The sequence below is a fragment of the Nitrosomonas sp. Nm132 genome, assembly GCF_900100485.1.
GTDB lineage: Bacteria > Pseudomonadota > Gammaproteobacteria > Burkholderiales > Nitrosomonadaceae > Nitrosomonas.
This window is the reverse complement of sequence record NZ_FNDH01000013.1, coordinates 23777-40555: the sequence shown is the minus strand read 5'-3', so window position 1 is coordinate 40555 and position 16779 is coordinate 23777. Positions and strand designations below refer to the sequence as shown.

Below are 16779 nucleotides of genomic sequence, written 5' to 3'. Positions count from 1 at the left end.
AAGAAAGATTTTGCTCAGTCGGGTGTATGAATCACTACACCCCTCCTCCTCAAAACTTCCCTATTAATCAAAATCCTGCGTGATGATCACGCGAATTTATGAAATATTCGGGTTAAGTAAATTCGTTTATTCAATTTCATCGTTCCCGCGGGCGGAAACCCGGGAAATATCAGTGCGCAAAAGATTGACGGGTCGTGAGGCGCAATCCAAGTTGCAGTAATTCATTTCCAATATCACCCTTGGCGACGCCTTTGATCATTCTGTCTATGCTTGCGGCGTGTAAAAGCGCCTGTAAAAGTAATCGAGGGGGCAAGCGTTTTACGGCAGTCGTCATGGTTTTCTGCTGCTGACTCCAGACACGTGCGTCTTTTAACGCTTGCGCGAGTGGCTTACCTGTACCCACTGCCTGGTGAATTTGCAGCAGCGTGCGAATGGGCTCAGTCAGCGCACTCAGTATCAGGGGAGGGGGCGTGCCTTCACCTTGCAGTCCTTCCAGGATACGGGTGTAGCGTACGGTATCCGCCGTCAGCATGGCTTCAGACAGGCTGAATACATCGTAGCGCGCGACATCGAGCACGGCATTCTTGACGTGCTCAAAAGAAAGCATGCCAGGCGGATAGAGTAAGGCAAGTTTCTTGATCTCCTGCTGGGCCGCCAGAAGATTGCCTTCCACCTTGTCTGCGAGAAATTGCAGGGTATCCGGCGCAATGTGCTGTTCTTGTAGCGCGAGGCGTTGCTCAATCCAGTTTGCCAGCCGGGAGTGTGCTATCGGATCGGCGGCGATCATTACGCTTGAATGCTCGAGCGCTTTAAACCATTTGCTGGTCTGGGTCTGTTTATCAATTTTGGGCAGCGTTATGAGCGTTATGGTATCAGGAGACTGGCTCTGACAGAGTGCTTCGATAGCGAGACCGCCTTCTTTTCCAGGCTTGCCTGAAGGAATACGGATATCGAGCAACCGCCGTTCTTCAAATAATGATGATTGGCAGCGCCATCGTTGCAGATTAGACCAGTCGAAACGGTGGTCTACCGTAAAAATATCCCGCTCGGCGTAGCCGTGTTGCCGGGCATGAGCGCGAATCGTGTCCGCTGCTTCCATTGCGAGCAGTTGCTCGTCGCCTACGATGGCATAAAGCGGTGCGAGCTGTTTTTGCAAGTGACGGGAAAGCTGATCGGGATTGATGCTCATAAATGAGTTTGATTGGAATTATGCAAGGCTTAACATTTTCTCAAAATGACGGGTGAGGCTTGATTGCGGCGATGCGCCGGATGATCTGCTGCACAGCGTCTGACTGCATGTCCTTGTAAAGCATTTCCTCTTCTGCTGCTTTGGCGAGAACCTGTTCATCCAGGAAAGGGAGCACCCGTGTCACGTTGATCTCCTCAACGGGTGCGATTTCAGCACCCTGGGAGTCGATCAGGCGCGCGGAAATACGATAGCCTAACTGAAATTCCCTGACGCGCCCACCAATTGAAAGAGACAGAATTTTCTTTTCATTAACCGCGCTCAGGATCTGCAGGATGGCCTGAGCTTTTTCTGGTTTTTTGACAACTTTTGCATTGGTGCTGACACGAATGGCACGCTCGACATCGATTCTGATGGAATGGCCTGGTGGCGCGGTGACATGAATAGAGTCAAATGGCAGGGCGGTGATTTGTCCGCGCAAATGGAAGCCGCAGGCGGTGAGTGTGAGCATAAGAGTGATCGCAAGGAATGCAAGGATGGGTTTCATAATATCGATAACGCTTATTTCCAGTTTATACGCATCACCCTTCAAAATTCGGTTTTTATCATCCTTCATCCGGCCTTCTCCCAGCGGGAGAAGGTCTAGCTGCCGGATTTTGAAGTGCGATGAGTATAAATCCAGCATTTGAGTATCTTTGTTTATTAGCCCGAATATTTCAAGGCAGCGCATTATTCTTAAACGACAATATTGATCAATCTTCCTGGGACGACGATCACTTTTTTCACTGACTGCCCCGCAATGGTTTTCTGAATATGCTCATGATCCAGGGCGATACGTTCGATTGTTGGGCGATCCGCATCTTTGGCGACCCGTATTTGAGCGCGTAATTTACCATTGACCTGGACAACGAGCTCGATGTCATCCTGGAGCAGCGCCTGAGGATCGGCCTTGGGCCATGCTTGATCGAGCAGTTCTGTACCTGGCTTGAGTGCCTGCCAGAGCGCGTGGCAAATATGCGGAACGATCGGTGACAGCAGCAGAACAATGCTTTCCAGCGCTTCTTGCATGAGCTGACGCGCTGCTAAATCGGTCGCTTGCAGTTTGGCCAGTTCGTTCATCAATTCCATTACAGCAGCAATTGCAGTATTGAAAGTGTGGCGGCGGTCCAGATCGTCGGTCACTTTGGCGATCGTCTGGTGAAGCTGGCACCGCAACGATTTGAGTTCAGGCGGGAGTGTATCGGCCTGAAGCTGCCCGGCAAGGACGCCGCCTTGTTGCAAGTGGCTATAAGTGAGCCTCCACAAGCGTTTGAGAAAACGGAAAGATCCTTCCACGCCCGTATCGGACCATTCCAGCGTCTGGGTAGGCGGGCTGGCAAACATCATGAACAATCGGGCGGTATCGGCACCATATGATTCCACTAACTCCTGGGGATCGACTCCATTATTTTTTGATTTTGACATAGTGCCGATACCGCCCGATTCAACGGGTTGGTTATCAGCATGCAATACGGCGCCAAACCGCTTGCCCAGCTCATCAAAATGAATGTCAACCTCCGCTGGATTGAAATAAGTGATACGGCCGGTATCCATTTTACGGAAGAAGATTTCATTCAATACCATGCCCTGGGTCAGCAGATTGGTAAAAGGCTCGTCGAGGGAAATCAATCCGAGATCACGCATGACTTTGCTCCAGAATCGCGAATAAAGCAGATGCAAAATGGCATGTTCAATCCCGCCGATATACTGGTCTACCGGTAGCCAGTAATTCACTCGTGAATCCGCCATGGCGGAACCCTGATCCGGGCAGGTATAGCGGATGTAATACCAGGATGAGTCGACGAACGTGTCCATGGTGTCGGTTTCACGGCGTGCGGATTGGCCGCACCGAGGGCAGGCACATTCATAAAATGACGGCGATTTTGCCAGAGGATTACCCGATCCGTCTGGCACTATATCTTCTGGTAGCCTGACGGGGAGTTGATCATCCGGCACGGGAACGACTCCGCAATGATCGCAATGAATCAATGGAATAGGACATCCCCAGTAGCGCTGGCGTGAGATGCCCCAATCGCGCAGACGATAACGCATCCGCTTTTCCCCTAGTTCCTTGTGTTTCAGCGCGGTTGCAATGGCCTCTACCGCAGCTTGAAATTCCAACCCTGAAAATTCTCCTGAGTTGAAGGTGATGCCGTACTCGACATAGGCTTGAGTCAGTGCCGTGTCTGCATCGCCGTCTTTGGGTTTGATGACGGTTTTAATTGGCAAGGCATATTGGGTGGCAAATTCAAAATCACGTTCGTCATGCGCCGGGACAGCCATGACAGCGCCTTCGCCGTAACTCATGAGAACATAATTGGCGATCCATACTGGCAGGCTTTCTCCGGTAAGCGGGTGAATGACGGATAAACCGGTATCCATGCCTTTCTTTTGCTGGGTAGCTAGTTCCGCTTCCATGGTGGCGCCGTGTTTGCATTCTTCAATGAATTCAGCCAGTTTTGGATTATCTTTTGCTGCATGGAGTGCGAGTGGGTGCTCGGCGGCTACCGCTACATAAGTCGCGCCCATCAGGGTGTCCGCGCGCGTGGTGAACACTTTGAGATCCTGAGGGGTGCCAGATTTTTTATCGGCAGGAAAAATGATATCGACGCCATAACTTTTACCAATCCAGTTAGCCTGCATGGTCTTGACGCGGTCGGGCCATCCCGGCAGCTTGTCCAGATCGTTGAGCAGTTCATCGGCGTACTGGGTAATGGCCAGGTAGTAGCCGGGAATCTCGCGTTTTTCTACCAGCGCGCCGGTACGCCAGCCGCACCCATCGATGACTTGCTCATTAGCTAATACGGTTTGATCAATGGGATCCCAGTTCACGACCTGGGTTTTCTTGTAGGCGATGCCTTTTTCCAGCATGCGCAGGAATAGCCATTGATTCCAGCGGTAATAGTGTGGATGACAGGTTGCGATTTCGCGATTCCAGTCAATACCCAGCCCCAGGCTTTGCAATTGCTTACGCATGTAGGCAATATTGTCATATGTCCATTGGGCTGGAGGAACGCCATTCTGCATGGCTGCATTTTCGGCGGGCAATCCAAATGCATCCCAGCCCATGGGTTGCAGGACGTTATAGCCTTGCATACGGTGGTAGCGGGACAATACATCGCCTATCGTGTAATTACGTACATGTCCCATGTGCAGTTTGCCGGATGGATAGGGAAACATCGACAGGCAGTAATATTTAGGCATGCCAGGGTTTTCAGTCACATTGAATGCGGCAGTCTTTTCCCAGTGTTGTTGCGCGACTTGTTCGATTTCCTGAGGGTGATATTTTTCTTGCATGTAACGAATTTCCTGGCAGTAAAGAAAGATCTGATTATACCGTGAACAAATGCGCTTGATACGTTCCAACCGCTCATGATAGCCTCAATTAACGAATATTTATCGAAGGGTTTTGAAATGATCATTAATCAATACTTAAAGCCGTTTTGCACCTTGCTATTTATCTTTTTTCTGGCTGCGTGCGCCACGTCGCCAACGGGCAGAACGCAATTGGCTTTTATGCCAGATGCTGAACTGGATAGCATGGGGCTTCAGGCTTTTGAAAATTTGAAAAAGGAAAAACCCATTAACCATAACAACAAAAATAACCAATTTGTAAGCTGTATTGCCAATGCGATCACGCGTGAAATTGGAGGGGAGTGGGAAGTGGTCGTGTTTGACGACCCATCGCTGAATGCGTTTGCACTGCCAGGTAGAAAAATCGGGGTACATACCGGTCTGATTGATCTGGTTGATAATCAGGATCAATTAGCTGCAGTCATCGGTCATGAAGTAGGTCATGTCCTGGCCAGACACAGTAATGAACGCATGTCGCAGCAATTAGGCGCGCAAGCAGGAATAGCCCTGGTTCAAGCGGTAGCAGCGCCGCAGACGGCAATGGGCCAGACTGCGATCAGTTTGCTGGGGATCGGCGCGGAGTATGGGGTTATCATGCCTTTTAGCAGATTGCATGAGAGTGAAGCCGATACGATTGGGCTGGATCTCATGGCGAAAGCGGGCTTTAATCCTGCAGAAAGCGTTACCCTATGGCAAAAAATGGCGCAAGCTAGCCACGGCAGCCAACCTGTCGAGTTTCTCTCAACGCATCCTTCCCATGCTACGCGCATTCAGGATCTGCAAGCCCGGCTGCCTCAGGCGCAGCGGTTACAACAACAAGCCAGGGCCGCGGGCAAGAGCCCTCGTTGTGTTAAGTGATCGTCAATCTCCTGGAAATCAGTGGGGGACGTGAATAAGGTATTGTGATATTGGGTAGATGATGCGCCGGAGCATGAACTGCATCAACCGCCAACGATGCGCTTTACTACGCTCGTTTCATCGAAATTTACTCCGTTCGTTCTCTCGTTTCCCACGCTCCGTCTTACTTTACTTCATGCTATCTGACGACTTATTCAGAGCTTGCCGGATTGCTTTCAATTTATATTTTCAGGTGATTACCTGTCAAAACAGTGTGGAAAGGAGGTATCATACAAGGTTATTGCCAGTGGCGTAGAGATCATCGGTAAATTCAGCATTGTTGTTTATATTTAAGGAGATAGTAGCAAAATGTCGCAAAAACATCCCGTTATTGCCGTGACCGGATCATCCGGTGCTGGCACATCCACGGTTAAGAATAGTTTCGAGCATATCTTTCGCCGGGAAAAATTGAATGTCGCTATCGTGGAAGGAGATAGTTTCCACCGCTACGACCGGGACGCCATGAGAAATGCAGTAGCAGAATCAGAGAAAAGCGGCGGGCGCCCTATCAGTCATTTTGGGCCAGAAGCCAATGAATTTGAGAAACTGGAAATTCTGTTCAGGGAATATGGTGAAACAGGCTCGGGTATGACCCGCCTATACCTTCATAATGAAGAAGAGGCTGCCCCTTACAATCAGAAACCTGGCACCTTTACCTCTTGGAAACCGATTGGGCCCGGTACCGATCTTTTGTTTTATGAAGGTCTGCACGGCGGTGTAAAAAGTGATACCGCGGATGTGGCAAAATACGTGGATCTTCTCGTGGGCGTGGTTCCCATCGTCAATCTGGAATGGATACAGAAAATTCACCGTGATACCAGTGCTCGCGGTTATTCAGCAGAGGCCGTGACACAGACTATTCTGCGCCGTATGCACGACTATGTGCACTATATTACGCCGCAGTTTTCACACACACATATCAATTTTCAGCGTGTTCCAACGGTCGATACCTCCAATCCTTTTATTGCGCGTGAGATTCCGACGCTGGATGAAAGCATGGTGGTGATCCGTTTTCGCGATTACAAATCTGTGGATTTTCCTTTCCTGTTGAATATGATTCATGATTCATTCATGTCACGTCCCAATACCATTGTTGTGCCGGGCGGCAAAATGGGCATGGCGATTGAATTGGTTTTGACGCCATTGATCCTGGATCTGACCGCAAAAAGTAAACAATAGTTTTACAAAGCCTACCTGGGAAGAGAGTGAGCGTTATGATAGCTCCTCATTATTCGCTCTCAGGTAGGTACAAGCTGAGTACACTGCAACACTTCCTTCTGAGTTATGACTTCCTTACTTTCTGGATTGAATCCACAGCAACTTGAAGCTGTCACTTTACCTCATCAGTCGGCATTGATACTGGCTGGAGCAGGGAGTGGCAAAACACGGGTGCTGACAACACGTATTGCCTATCTGATTCAATCAGGACAAGTTAGCCCAAACGGTATTCTTGCGGTCACGTTTACCAATAAAGCAGCTAGAGAAATGATCGTGCGCATTGCTGCGATGCTGCCCATCAATACGCAAGGAATGTGGATCGGGACTTTCCATGGGTTATGCCATCGCATGTTGCGCGCACATTATCAGGACGCGGGATTGCCAAAAACTTTTCAGATTCTCGATATGGGCGATCAGCAGGCGGTAATCAAGCGACTTCTGAAAAATCTTGCCGTTGATGAAAAGGCATTTCCTCCCCGCCAGGTTCAATGGTTTATTAATCACGCAAAAGAAGAGGGGCGGCGTGCTGCTCAGGTTGAAGTGTATGACAGTTTTACACGCAATATGCTCGAATTTTATCGTGCCTACGAAGTATCGTGTATGCGGGAAGGAATCGTTGATTTTGCCGAGCTGCTGTTGCGCTGTTACGAGTTACTGACGGATAACGAGCTTCTGCGAAATCATTATCGTGATCGTTTCAGCCATATACTGGTAGATGAGTTCCAAGATACCAACCGGTTACAATATCAATGGCTCAAACTGCTGGCAGGTGTGGGATCGCCAAAACAGGCTGCCGTATTTGCTGTCGGGGATGATGATCAAAGTATCTATGCTTTCCGCGGTGCTCATAGTGGAAATATGCAGGATCTCGAGCGTGATTTTGCCGTTTCGGGCATTATCAAGCTGGAACAAAACTACCGTTCCCACGGCAATATTCTGGAAGCAGCCAATGCACTGATAGAAAACAATCGCGGGCGTCTTGGCAAGAATTTGTGGACTGCTGAAGGACAAGGCGAGCCCGTGCGGGTGTATAACGCTGTGACGGATTTTGATGAAGCGGCCTTTATCGTGGATGAGATCAAGGCGCTGCATTCAGAAGGGGTGGCGCTCTCCGATATCGCTTTGCTTTATCGATCCAATGCGCAGTCACGCGTCCTGGAACATAGCTTGTTTAATGCCTCGTTGTCTTATCGAGTTTATGGCGGTATGCGCTTTTTTGAACGCCAGGAGATCAAGCATGCGATTGCTTATTTGCGATTGATCGCGCATCCTGATGATGATCATGCGTTGTTACGGGTGATCAATTTCCCGCCTCGGGGCATTGGGGTACGCAGCCTGGAGCAATTGCAGGATGCAGCGAAATTGCATCAAATAAGCTTATGGGCCGCAGCGCTCAAGAAATGCAGTGGCGAGACAGCCGTTAGTCCTGATGAGAGCAAAGCAAGAAAAGGACTTCCGAATTTTGTGTCGCTGGTGATGGCGATGCAGCACGCGTGCGCTGATTTGCCCTTGCCTGAGATAATCCGCTATATGCTGACGCATAGCGGATTATTGAATCATTACAGCTCGGAACGTGAAGGAACAGAGCGGCTGGAAAATCTCAATGAATTGATCAATGCAGCGACCAGTTTCGTTCATGAAGCTGAAGATGATAGTCTTGTGGCATTTCTTTCCCATGCCTCGCTCGAAGGGGGAGAGCATCAGGCAGATAATCACCAGGACGCATTGCAACTCATGACCGTGCATGCAGCTAAAGGACTGGAATTTCACACTGTATTTCTGAGTGGATTGGAAGAAGGGTTATTTCCGCATGACAATAGCCGCAATGAGGCGAATGGCGTGGAAGAAGAACGGCGTCTGATGTATGTGGCCACGACGCGTGCGCGGCGGCGATTATATTTAAGTTTTTCGCAAAGCCGGATGCTGCATGGCCAGACGCATTACAATATTCCTTCGCGGTTTATCGATGAAATCCCTGAGCATTTACTGAAATGGTTGCAGCCGCTATCAAAGGCTAACATGGGTTCTTACCGATCTTCTAATGAGCAGGCTAGATTTTCCTCTAGCAGAAGTTCATGGGGGCAGTCTCCTGCCGGAGGCGGGGGGGCGGAAAAGTTGTCTCGGGATTCAGCAGAACAGCTATCCGACTGGCGCATAGGACAGAATGTTTCACACGCAAAATTCGGCGCCGGTGTCATCATTAACTATGAGGGCCAGGGCCCTGATAGGCGAGTTCAGGTTCAATTCAACCGTGCAGGAACCAAATGGCTCCTGCTGGAATATGCCAAATTGACACCGTTGCAGTGAGGATCAGTCGCGGGTTTCTTGGTTGTTTTCGGTATTTTCTTTATTCTGCATCTCTTCTTTTTCCTCTGTAATTTCTTTACCGGTAGGCATGGTCCCAAAATGAAAAATATCCTGGTAGCTAACATAGATTGAGGCAAATACGGTCGGAATCCATAGGAGGAGCCCCAATCCATAAGGCATGATGGCAAGGAAAAGCAGTATGATGAGGGCGATGGTATAGATCTGAAAGGGAATGATATTTTTCAGGCAGGCAAAAAAGCTTTTTCGGATGGCAATCATGGGAGGCATATTCTCGAACATGACCAGCAACGGAGCAAACCAGATCGCCATCATGAGCGGAACTGTCAGCAGCAATCCAGCCAATGAAGCAGACAGGGCATTATCCATTACTTCCATCAGTTCCTGCTCATCAAATCGTTTTCCATAAAGTAACATATCGACCAGCGCGCTTCCTCCTATCAGCATGAATATGCCGATTATCAACACTTGGCTTATCAGATAAAATCCGCCTACCGTAATCAGCGGCACGGTATTCTTTTTGAAACCAAGAAATAAATGGCCCAGCTCTAATTGATCACCTTGCTCCAGACTTCTGCAGCCTGTCATGATTCCCGCCATAAAAACGGGAGAAATGAGCGTGAAAATAAATTTCCCCAGCACGGGCAGAAATTCCAGCGTCATGGCAATTAGTAGGAAGGTGAGGCACAGTAATATCCATACAAAAGGGGATAGGCGGAACAAATAAAAGCCACTCAGTATCCATTGCAATCCTTGCCTACCGCGAACTTGTCGAGCTTCCATCAATTTTGTTTTCTCCAATGAATTTTGTAACGGGTTATTTGTTTTTAAAATCTATTCATTTTCCAGAAGTACTTACAGATTTCCTGGGACTGTGGATATCAAGCAGATGATTCCGTTGAATCAAATTTAGGGAAATAATTCCATTATTCCCCTTTCCTTTCTGGTAAAGCCCGGAGATCAAGGCAGCACATAGATTTTTTAGTCGATTAGCTAATCCAGATTTGCATCAATCTGGAATGATTAGCCAGGTGATATTTCAGAATTTCTCTGAAATATCCAGGATCTTTCTGGTGAGTGAGCTCTCCTTCCCGAGGCAGATAATAATCATATAAACGCGATATCCAGAAACGCAATGCGCCAGCGCGCAGCATTTGTGGCCATGCCTTGTGCTCCTCGCTGACGAGGGGGCGTATACGGTGATATGCCGACAAAAGTGCCCGTGTGCGCATTTCATCCAGTGCGATATCTTCAGATACGCACCAATCATTGATTGTAATAGCAAGATCGTACAAGAACGTATCATTACACGCAAAATAGAAATCGATGATGCCGCCGATCGAGGTATCAATAAATAACACATTGTCGCGAAATAGATCGGCATGAATCACTCCCCGCGGCAGAGTTTCTGTTCGATGTAATGATTGGAATTGCAGCTCTTCATTAAGTAATGTTTGTTCTTCTCTGGTGAGAAACGGCATCACTTCTTTTGCTGCAGTATTCCACCATATTAAGCCGCGCGGATTGGCCATCTTTACAGGGTAAGATAAGCCAGATAAATGCATTCTGGCTAACATTCCGCCAATTTCGGCGCATTGCTCGAGAGTGGGATGTGTCAGTGATTTACCTGGTAAAAAGGTAACGATGCTGGCTGGCTTGCCATTCAGTTCACCCAGCAGTTTCTGTTCGCGCGTGGCAATTGGATTGGGACACGGAATACCTCGATGCGATAAATGGGCCATCAGATTGAGGTAGAAGGGGAGTTCTGAAACGGTCAGTTTTTCAAATAGTGTCAGAATGTATTTGCCAAGTGTGGTGGTAACGAGATAATTGGTATTTTCAATACCAGACGAGATACCTTGAAGATTGATCAGGGTACCGAGCGGATAATCTTGAAGCCAGACTGAGAGTTGTTCCTGGGTAACCGGAGTAAAGACAGACATGAATAAACAGGTAGAAAAAGCGTCAATAGGTAGATTTAAGCCTCACGTAGCGATTATTTTCTTATGCTGATTTTGTTTGGCCTCAAAATCTGTAAAGCTCCCACATCGGTACGTTCACCCCATAACCTTCAAGATCACCTCGATGGGGCTCGCCTACGGGACTACGTTTATTTAAAAGGTAAAAGGGTTTACCAATACGAGGGATAACTTTAATCATATATAACTGACCATTGACCCGATATTCCTCCACAGTTTCTTCTTTACCCTTGATAATCGTCACTTGCGGTTCCAATGATGAGTCGGTCCCCAGGTCAGGCAGCGGGGATTCCTCACGTGGCGCTAAATCAGGCAGTTCGGGAAGGGGTTGTAAATCTTTTGGTTGCTCATTGGATTGTGCGGATACGGACAACGTATACCAAATAGCACACAAAAATAGAGTAGTCTTTATGGATTGCATGCTGATTCCTGGCGGCTGGTAGCGTTCATTCTATCTGAAATAAAGTAGATTGTTATAAATTGAGTTGAATTTCTCTTTCGGCGGGAGTGGGTTCAAAGCCAGAGGTTTCATAATGTTGAAAAATGGCATCGACAATTTGCGCGGGCTCGTCGATAATCTGAATTAGATTCATATCTTCCGGAGAAATATAACCTTCATTAATGAGCACTTGCTGAAACCAGTCAAGCAAGCCTCGCCAGAAATCCGAGCACACTAAAATAATGGGCATTTTCCTCGTCTTACCAGTTTGCACCAGTGTCAACGCTTCCATCAATTCATCCACGGTACCAAATCCACCGGGCATGACGATATAAGCTGTCGCAAATTTGACGAACATGTATTTTCTGGCAAAGAAATGGCGAAATGATTGGCTGACATCCTGATAAACATTGCGATGCTGCTCATGAGGCAACTGGATATTCAGTCCTACACTGGGTGATTTGCCAAAATAGGCACCTTTGTTTGCTGCTTCCATAATGCCTGGGCCGCCGCCTGAAATAACTGAGAAACCTGCATCCGACAATTGCCGTGCGATGGCCTCAGTTAATTTATAATAAGGGTGATCCGGCTCAGTGCGCGCACTCCCGAATATACTGACTGCCGGTTGAATATATTCAAGACGTTCTGTGCCTTCAACAAACTCTGACATAATACCAAAGACACGCCATGATTCCCTTATTGACCAGGGTTTCTCAAGAGACATGATGCCGCTTAGTTTTTCTTGCAAACTCATAGAGGTCCTTTATTAGATGAAAACGCTTTTGCTAGTTGATGGCTCATCTTATTTATATCGTGCATTTCATGCACTACCCGATTTACGCAACCGCCAAAATGAGCCAACTGGCGCAATTTACGGTGTGCTCAGCATGTTACGGCGCTTGTACAAGGAATATCATGCAGATTATAGCGCGTGCGTGTTTGATGCAAAAGGCAAAACTTTTCGTGACGATATTTACCCGCAATATAAAGCACATCGTCCTCCCATGCCTGCTGATTTATCTCAACAAATTGCGCCATTGCATGAATGCATCGATGCGATGGGTTGGCCTATGCTGATAATAGAAGGCGTTGAAGCGGATGATGTGATCGGGACACTCGCTAAAAAGGCGAATCAGTCGGGTATGCAATGCATTATTTCAACAGGTGATAAAGATATCGCCCAATTGGTCAATCCTGGTATTAAACTCATTAATACCATGAACAATGAAATCCTGGATGAAGCGGGTGTGCAGAATAAATTTGGTGTCATCCCGGCACAGATACTCGATTACCTGGCACTGGTAGGCGACAGTGCAGATAACATTCCAGGGGTTGAGAAAGTGGGTCCTAAAACAGCAGTGAAGTGGCTGACACAATACGACACCTTGGATAATATCATCGCGCATGCCAGTGAAATAAGCGGAGTCGTCGGAGAAAATCTGCGCAAGGCATTACCTTGGCTGCAGATATCACGTACATTACTGACGATTAAGTGCGATGTGATGCTGCCGATTGATTTACATGATTTGATCATTAAGTCGCAAGATACTCAGAAACTGGCAGCGCTCTTCGAACATCTGGACTTTAAAACCTGGTTACGAGAGCTGCAGCAAAATGTCCAGCCGGACTCTGCTCATTCAAATCCCATTCCAGTGGCAAATCTACAACGTCAAGCAGAGCACTTGCCTGGAGGAGAGATTTCGCTTGTTTATGAAACCATTCTTACGGAAGCGCAGTTGAATCAATGGTTGGCGCGTTGTGAGGCAGCGCCACTGGTTTCACTTGATACCGAGACGACTAGCTTAAATCCAATGCAGGCTCAGCTTGTAGGAATCTCCTTATGTATTGACGCAGGTGAAGCGGCTTATCTGCCGCTCACTCACCGCTTTCCTGGTGCGCCGCAACAATTGGATATTGATTTTGTATTGAGCAAAATGAAACCTTGGCTTGAGAATCCGGCAAAATTGAAAGTCGGGCAGAACCTGAAATACGACAAGCATGTTTTTGCCAATCATGGCATCAGTCTGAATGGTATTGTCCATGACACGCTACTGCAGTCTTATGTGCTGGAGTCCCATCAATCGCATAATATGGATAGCCTGGCATTGCGCCATTTGGGTATAAAAACGATTACCTATGATGAAATCACGGGTAAGGGCGCGAGCCGGATCGGATTTGATCAGGTGATGATTGAGCAGGCCACTCGCTACGCAGCAGAAGATGCTGATATTACACTGCGATTGCATCAGTGTTTATACCCTGAAATTGAAAGTCAGGCGCAACTTGACTATGTTTATCGCCATCTTGAGATGCCACTGCTAGCTGTATTATTTCAGATTGAGCGTAATGGCGTGCTGCTGGATGTGGATCTTTTACGGGCACAAAGCCGTGAACTGGAAACGCAATTACTGGCGCTGGAACAGCAGGCTTGTTCGATTGCCGGCCAAGTATTCAATTTGAACTCAACCAAACAAATCCAGGAAATTTTGTTTAACCAACTCAAATTGCCGGTTATCAAGAAAACACCCAAAGGCTCCCCATCAACCGATGAAGACGTATTGCAGCAACTCGCGCTAGATTATCCGTTACCCAAGATTCTGCTCGATTATCGCGGTCTGGCTAAACTCAAATCGACGTATACGGATAAATTACCGTTAATGGTGGATAGCAGCACCGGGCGGGTACATACCAATTATGCGCAAGCAGTGGCCGTAACCGGGCGGTTGGCTAGCAACGATCCAAATTTACAGAATATTCCGGTACGCAGGCAGGAAGGCCGGCGTATCCGCGAAGCATTCATAGCACCTGCTGGTTGTCGTATTATTTCTGCAGATTATTCCCAGATTGAATTGCGCATCATGGCCCATATTTCCCAGGATGAAGGATTGCTCAAAGCATTTGCGGCGGATGAAGATATTCACCGTGCCACTGCTGCTGAAGTGTTTGGCGTACCGGTCGATCAAGTTGATCAGGAACAACGCCGCTACGCCAAGGTGATCAATTTTGGGCTCATCTATGGGATGTCGGATTTTGGCCTGGCAACCCAGTTAGGGATTGATCGCAGCGCCGCACGCGCTTATATCGATCGTTATTTCGCACGCTATCCCGGGGTGGCTGATTACATGCAGAGAACCCGGGTACAGGCCAGGGAAAAAGGATATGTCGAGACCGTATTCGGTCGCCGGTTATGGCTGCCGGAAATTAACAGCTCCAATCACAATCGTAGACAGGGAGCGGAACGTGCCGCGATTAATGCGCCCATGCAAGGAACTGCAGCAGATATCATTAAGCTTGCCATGATTGCCGTGCATGAATGGCTGATAAAGGAAAAAATGCACAGTAAACTCATTATGCAGGTTCATGACGAATTAGTGCTGGAAGTGACGGATGAAGAAATCGATATTGTAAAAAACGCATTGCCGGATTTAATGGAAAGTGTCGGCAAACTTAACGTATCCCTTCGGGTCGAAGTGGGTGTAGGTAATAATTGGGAGCAAGCTCATTAATCTTTGTGGAAGTGGCCATTTTGTGTTGCTTTCCCTTGATATTCCTGTAAAAAGAACAAATCAATATGAATCAAATCAAAACCTTTAACGACCGGCGCTTGCGCTTATTGTCGCAAATGCAGAAAGGGGTTGCCATCATTGCAACTTCTCCTTCAAGACTCAGAAATCGGGATGCTTTTTATCCCTATCGCTTTGATAGTTATTTTTATTACCTAACGGGATTTCATGAACCTGAAGCCGTATTGGCCATCATTGCCGGGAATGGTCAGGGAAATGCTGAGCAGATACTGTTTTGCCGGGAAAAAGATAAGGAACGTGAAATCTGGGATGGCTTCCGTTACGGACCCGATGCGGCGCGTGAAGCATATGGTTTTGATGCCGCTTATCCTATTGCTAAATTGGATGAGTGGATACCCAAATTATTGGAGAATCAACCCGTTGTTTATTCCATGTTCGGGCAGGATGCGGCATGGGATGCACGTCTCATCAACTGGATCAATCGAGTAAGAGAACAGGCGCGTAGCGGCGTATCCGCCCCCAGTGAAATACGCGATGTCCGCCACATTCTGGATGAAATGCGCTTATTCAAAAGCGAGGAGGAACTTTCACTGATGCGTCATGCAGCCAAGATTTCTGCTGGCGCACATTGCCGAGCAATGCAGAAAACTAGGCCAGGTATGTATGAATATGAGATTGAGGCCGAGTTATTGCATGAGTTTCGCCGGCTGGGCGCGCAAGCTCCAGCCTATTCATCCATTGTGGCAGGGGGCGCCAATGCGTGTGTATTGCATTACATCGAAAATAATGCACCGCTCCATTCCGGTGACTTGCTGCTGATCGATGCTGGCTGCGAATTCGACGGCTATGCAGCGGATATTACGCGCACCTTTCCGGTAGATAGAAAATTTACCTCGGTACAAAAAGACGTTTATCAGCTTGTGCTCTCTGCCCAAATGGCGGCGATCGCGGCAGTGCAGCCCGGGAATACCTGGGATATGCCCCATCAAACTGCTTTGCAGGTGCTTGCTCAGGGATTTATCGATCTGGGTCTTTGTCAAGGTAGCGTAGACGCGGTGATTCAGTCAGAAGATTACAAACGTTTTTACATGCACCGTACGGGGCATTGGCTCGGATTGGATGTGCATGATGCGGGAGAATATAAGTTGAAGGGTCAATGGCGTTGTTTGTCACCCGGGATGGCCTTAACGGTAGAACCAGGGTGTTATATTCGTCCAGCAGATAATGTTCCGCAGCATTTTTGGAATATAGGCGTGCGTATCGAGGATGATGTGGCAGTGACATCTGCTGGTCATGAAGTGCTGACTGTCGCTGCCCCTAAAACAATAGCAGAAATAGAGGAGTTGACACAATGAATGATGATCATAGAAAAATAATCATCAGCAGAATAATTGATGATAAGCAGACAGAGTCGCCGCAGAACGGATCTGCTCCTGGTTCTCCTTTCCAGCGCTGGCTATTTTACTTGGCGCTTATTCCAATATTCATTGGGATACTGTTTATGGGTATGTTTTTTTTCTCGATTTTTCTTGCTTTATTTGTGATCGTGGCTGCTGGTATTGGAATTAGATTCTGGTGGTTACGTCGTAAACTGCAAAAGTCCGGCAGGTTTGATGGGGAAGAGAAGTATGTTGAAATTGAAGATGCTGAAATTATTGAAACTAAGACTAACAAGCCTGGGGGCAAGTAAAACTCTCTTGGTATAAAGGCATGGACTAGTCCTCAACGCGGATACTTACGATGTTAGCCAAAGCAACCCCCCCGGCATTACCGGGATATTTGATTGCGGATTTTCATTTGGGTAAGGCTGATATTTTT

The 16779-nt window shown here is 47.8% G+C and carries 13 protein-coding genes; 6 read left to right on the top strand and 7 right to left on the bottom strand.

The annotated features are described in order from the left end of the window. Positions 1-169 precede the first annotated feature (169 nt). The 3 genes from holA to leuS form a co-directional block, all read right to left on the bottom strand. Positions 170-1189: a DNA polymerase III subunit delta gene (gene holA, locus BLP80_RS06895; RefSeq protein WP_090541673.1), complete on the bottom strand. Its 1020-nt coding sequence runs from the start codon at positions 1187-1189 to the stop codon at positions 170-172. Positions 1190-1229: 40 nt separating this feature from the next. Beyond that, a complete protein-coding gene (gene lptE / locus BLP80_RS06890) occupies positions 1230-1802 on the bottom strand; it encodes an LPS-assembly lipoprotein LptE (RefSeq protein WP_256324987.1) in 573 nt (190 codons plus the stop codon). 119 nt (positions 1803-1921) lie between these two features. Beyond that, a complete protein-coding gene (gene leuS, locus BLP80_RS06885) occupies positions 1922-4522 on the bottom strand; it encodes a leucine--tRNA ligase (protein ID WP_090541671.1) in 2601 nt (866 codons plus the stop codon). A 117-nt stretch (positions 4523-4639) separates the two neighbouring features. Here leuS and BLP80_RS06880 point away from each other — a divergent pair, with 117 nt between their 5' ends. From BLP80_RS06880 to BLP80_RS06870, 3 genes are all read left to right on the top strand, one after another. Next, on the top strand, positions 4640-5437 hold the full coding sequence (locus tag BLP80_RS06880; RefSeq protein WP_090541728.1) for a M48 family metallopeptidase: 798 nt from the start codon (positions 4640-4642) through the stop codon (positions 5435-5437). Positions 5438-5785: 348 nt separating this feature from the next. Next, positions 5786-6655, top strand: coding sequence for a phosphoribulokinase (locus BLP80_RS06875; RefSeq protein WP_090541669.1), 870 nt, complete (start codon positions 5786-5788; stop codon positions 6653-6655). Between the two features lie 105 nt (positions 6656-6760). Beyond that, positions 6761-9001 (top strand): UvrD-helicase domain-containing protein, encoded by a 2241-nt coding sequence (locus BLP80_RS06870; RefSeq protein ID WP_090541667.1) that lies wholly within the window; start codon positions 6761-6763, stop codon positions 8999-9001. Positions 9002-9004: 3 nt separating this feature from the next. On the opposite strand, the gene BLP80_RS06865 is transcribed toward BLP80_RS06870, so the two are convergent. From BLP80_RS06865 to BLP80_RS06850, 4 genes are all read right to left on the bottom strand, one after another. Beyond that, a complete protein-coding gene (locus tag BLP80_RS06865; RefSeq protein ID WP_176754298.1) occupies positions 9005-9802 on the bottom strand; it encodes a BPSS1780 family membrane protein in 798 nt (265 codons plus the stop codon). A 206-nt stretch (positions 9803-10008) separates the two neighbouring features. Beyond that, positions 10009-10962: a homoserine kinase gene (locus tag BLP80_RS06860; RefSeq protein WP_090541664.1), complete on the bottom strand. Its 954-nt coding sequence runs from the start codon at positions 10960-10962 to the stop codon at positions 10009-10011. 82 nt (positions 10963-11044) lie between these two features. Then, complete coding sequence (locus BLP80_RS06855; protein WP_090541662.1) at positions 11045-11419, bottom strand: DUF2782 domain-containing protein; 375 nt, start codon at positions 11417-11419, stop codon at positions 11045-11047. 52 nt (positions 11420-11471) lie between these two features. Then, positions 11472-12191, bottom strand: a complete 720-nt coding sequence (locus BLP80_RS06850; protein ID WP_090541660.1) for an LOG family protein — start codon at positions 12189-12191, stop codon at positions 11472-11474. A 16-nt stretch (positions 12192-12207) separates the two neighbouring features. Between BLP80_RS06850 and polA the strand changes: the two genes are divergently transcribed. From polA to BLP80_RS06835, 3 genes are all read left to right on the top strand, one after another. After that, a complete protein-coding gene (polA, locus tag BLP80_RS06845; protein WP_090541658.1) occupies positions 12208-14943 on the top strand; it encodes a DNA polymerase I in 2736 nt (911 codons plus the stop codon). Between the two features lie 65 nt (positions 14944-15008). Continuing rightward, complete coding sequence (pepP, locus tag BLP80_RS06840; protein ID WP_090541656.1) at positions 15009-16316, top strand: Xaa-Pro aminopeptidase; 1308 nt, start codon at positions 15009-15011, stop codon at positions 16314-16316. After that, positions 16313-16651, top strand: coding sequence for a PepSY domain-containing protein (locus BLP80_RS06835; protein ID WP_090541654.1), 339 nt, complete (start codon positions 16313-16315; stop codon positions 16649-16651). The genes pepP and BLP80_RS06835 overlap by 4 nt, the downstream gene beginning before the upstream one ends. Positions 16652-16779 lie beyond the last annotated feature (128 nt).

Excerpts from the sequence above, each read along its gene's own strand:
- holA (WP_090541673.1), bottom strand. The coding sequence starts at position 1,189 with ATGAGCATCAATCCCGATCAGCTTTCCCGTCACTTGCAAAAACAGCTC.
- lptE (WP_256324987.1), bottom strand. The coding sequence starts at position 1,802 with ATGAAGGATGATAAAAACCGAATTTTGAAGGGTGATGCGTATAAACTG.
- leuS (WP_090541671.1), bottom strand. The coding sequence starts at position 4,522 with ATGCAAGAAAAATATCACCCTCAGGAAATCGAACAAGTCGCGCAACAA.
- BLP80_RS06880 (WP_090541728.1), top strand. The coding sequence starts at position 4,640 with ATGATCATTAATCAATACTTAAAGCCGTTTTGCACCTTGCTATTTATC.
- BLP80_RS06875 (WP_090541669.1), top strand. The coding sequence starts at position 5,786 with ATGTCGCAAAAACATCCCGTTATTGCCGTGACCGGATCATCCGGTGCT.
- BLP80_RS06870 (WP_090541667.1), top strand. The coding sequence starts at position 6,761 with ATGACTTCCTTACTTTCTGGATTGAATCCACAGCAACTTGAAGCTGTC.
- BLP80_RS06865 (WP_176754298.1), bottom strand. The coding sequence starts at position 9,802 with ATGGAAGCTCGACAAGTTCGCGGTAGGCAAGGATTGCAATGGATACTG.
- BLP80_RS06860 (WP_090541664.1), bottom strand. The coding sequence starts at position 10,962 with ATGTCTGTCTTTACTCCGGTTACCCAGGAACAACTCTCAGTCTGGCTT.
- BLP80_RS06855 (WP_090541662.1), bottom strand. The coding sequence starts at position 11,419 with ATGCAATCCATAAAGACTACTCTATTTTTGTGTGCTATTTGGTATACG.
- BLP80_RS06850 (WP_090541660.1), bottom strand. The coding sequence starts at position 12,191 with ATGAGTTTGCAAGAAAAACTAAGCGGCATCATGTCTCTTGAGAAACCC.
- polA (WP_090541658.1), top strand. The coding sequence starts at position 12,208 with ATGAAAACGCTTTTGCTAGTTGATGGCTCATCTTATTTATATCGTGCA.
- pepP (WP_090541656.1), top strand. The coding sequence starts at position 15,009 with ATGAATCAAATCAAAACCTTTAACGACCGGCGCTTGCGCTTATTGTCG.
- BLP80_RS06835 (WP_090541654.1), top strand. The coding sequence starts at position 16,313 with ATGAATGATGATCATAGAAAAATAATCATCAGCAGAATAATTGATGAT.